The 2,049-nt window shown below is 68.1% G+C and carries 2 protein-coding genes and 1 pseudogene; all 3 read left to right on the top strand.

What is annotated here, in order from left to right:
• A pseudogene (locus R1101_RS0122105) lies at nt 1-361 on the top strand (amidohydrolase family protein); the annotation flags it as partial.
• A gap of 8 nt (nt 362-369) precedes the next feature.
• The gene (locus R1101_RS0122100) at nt 370-861 is read left to right on the top strand and encodes a PH-like domain-containing protein (protein ID WP_016935410.1); all 492 of its coding nucleotides are present in this window, start codon (nt 370-372) and stop codon (nt 859-861) included.
• Between the two features lie 117 nt (nt 862-978).
• The coding region (carA, locus tag R1101_RS0122090; protein WP_016935409.1) for a glutamine-hydrolyzing carbamoyl-phosphate synthase small subunit at nt 979-2,049 on the top strand (1,071 nt) is incomplete at its 3' end.

Below are 2,049 nucleotides of genomic sequence, written 5' to 3'. Positions count from 1 at the left end.
GTTCTCGCAGGCACGTCCGGGAATGCTCGGACTGGAGACGGCGTTGTCCGTCGTGATCGAGACGATGGTCCGGCCCGGGCTGCTGGACTGGCGCGGCGTCGCGAAGGTGATGAGCGAGCGTCCCGCGGAGATCGTGGGCCTCGACGACCAGGGCCGGCCGCTCGACGTGGGCGAGCCCGCGAACGTCGTGCTCGTCGACCCGGACACCGAGTGGACGGTGCACGGCCCCGACCTCGCGAGCATCTCCCACAACACGCCGTACGAAGACATGACCCTGCCGGGCCGGGTCACCACCACCGTGTTGCGCGGGCGGATCACCGCCCGCAACGGTGAGGTGTTCCCACGCACGGGCGAAAGGTAGGAACCGACATGGATCGGCTTTTTCTCACCGTCGGTTTCCTCGCGCTGTGGGTCGTGCTCGTCCTGCTGATGTGGAAGGGCTGGAAGGGACGCGCCCGCCGGCAGCAGGACGCCGTCGGCGAATTGCCGACCGTGCCCGCGGAGCTGGGGGAGCGGCTCGTCGAGCCGAGCACGGGCCTGTACGTCGGCAGCACCCTCGCGCCGAGCTGGCAGGACCGCGTCGCGGTCGGCGACCTCGGACACCGCGCGAACGCGGAACTGTCGCGCTACCGATCCGGTGTCCTGCTCGAACGCGACGGTGCATCCCCGATCTGGATCCCGCAGGATTCGATCCGCGCGATCCGCACCGAGCGCGGGCTGGCAGGCAAGGTCATGTCCAAGGACGGGGTGCTGGTCATCCGCTGGGAGCTGCCCTCGGGGACCGAGATCGACACGGGCTTCCGCGGCGACGACAAGTCGATCTACCCGCTCTGGACCAACGGGAACGACGAAAGATCTTGAGACGGTGACGATCACAACGACGATGACGATCACGACGAACAACACGACGATCACGACACGCGAGATCTCAGCCCGCGCGGCCGGCTCTGGTGCGGTCGATAAGAACGGAGACAACGCATGAGCGGCAGAACATTCGGCGGCGGCACCGCGGTGCTGGTCCTCGAGGACGGACGTGCCTTCCGCGGCACCACTTTCGGCGCGGTCGGCCAGACGCTCGGCGAGGCCGTGTTCACCACGGCAATGACCGGCTACCAGGAAACCCTCACCGATCCGAGCTACCACCGCCAGATCGTGGTTGCCACCGCACCGCAGATCGGCAATACCGGCTGGAACGACGAGGACAACGAATCGGTCGGCCCCGACGGCAACGCGGCCGACTCGAAGATCTGGGTGGCCGGCTACGTGGTGCGCGACCCGTCGCGCACCACCTCGAGCTGGCGCGCCACCGGTTCCCTGCAGGACGAACTCGAACGGCAGAAGGTCGTCGGGATCGCGGGCATCGACACCCGCGCGCTGGTACGGCACCTGCGCACCCTCGGCTCGATGCGGGCGGGAATCTTCTCGGGCGACGCACTCGCCTGGAACGGCGACGACCTCGACATCGACGCCCTCCTCGACCGCGTCAAGGCGCAGCCTCCGATGCTCGGCGCGAATCTCGCACGTGAGGTCACGACCACCAGCGGCTACGTCGTCGAACCCGAGGGTGAGGCGCGTTTCGACGTCGCGGCCCTCGACCTGGGGATCAAGAGCAACACCCCGCGCCTGCTGGCTGCGCGCGGGATCCGCGTGCACGTGCTGCCCGCCACCACGACCCTGCACGACATCCTCGACCTGAAGGCCGACGGCGTGTTCCTGTCCAACGGCCCCGGTGATCCCGCGGCGGTCGGCGACGTGGTGCACCTGACGAAGGAGATCCTCGGCCAGGGTCTGCCGTTGTTCGGTATCTGCTTCGGCAACCAGATCCTCGGTCGCGCGCTCGGCCTGAACACCTACAAGATGAAGTTCGGTCACCGCGGCCTGAACATCCCGGTCATCGACCACGAGACCGGGCAGATCGCGATCACCTCCCAGAACCACGGCTTCGCGCTCGAAGGTGAGGCCGGCCAGGAGTTCGACACCCCGTTCGGGCGCGCGAAGGTCACCCACACCTGCGCCAACGACGGTGTCGTCGAGGGCGTCCGACTGCTC

Source organism: Rhodococcus sp. R1101 (genome assembly GCF_000278445.1).
GTDB lineage: Bacteria > Actinomycetota > Actinomycetes > Mycobacteriales > Mycobacteriaceae > Rhodococcus > Rhodococcus gordoniae.
This window is presented reverse-complemented; position numbering and strand designations above follow the sequence as displayed.

What these genes read in the sequence shown, in the direction of transcription:
- R1101_RS0122100 (WP_016935410.1), top strand. Translation starts at nt 370, where the DNA reads ATGGATCGGCTTTTTCTCACCGTCGGTTTCCTCGCGCTGTGGGTCGTG.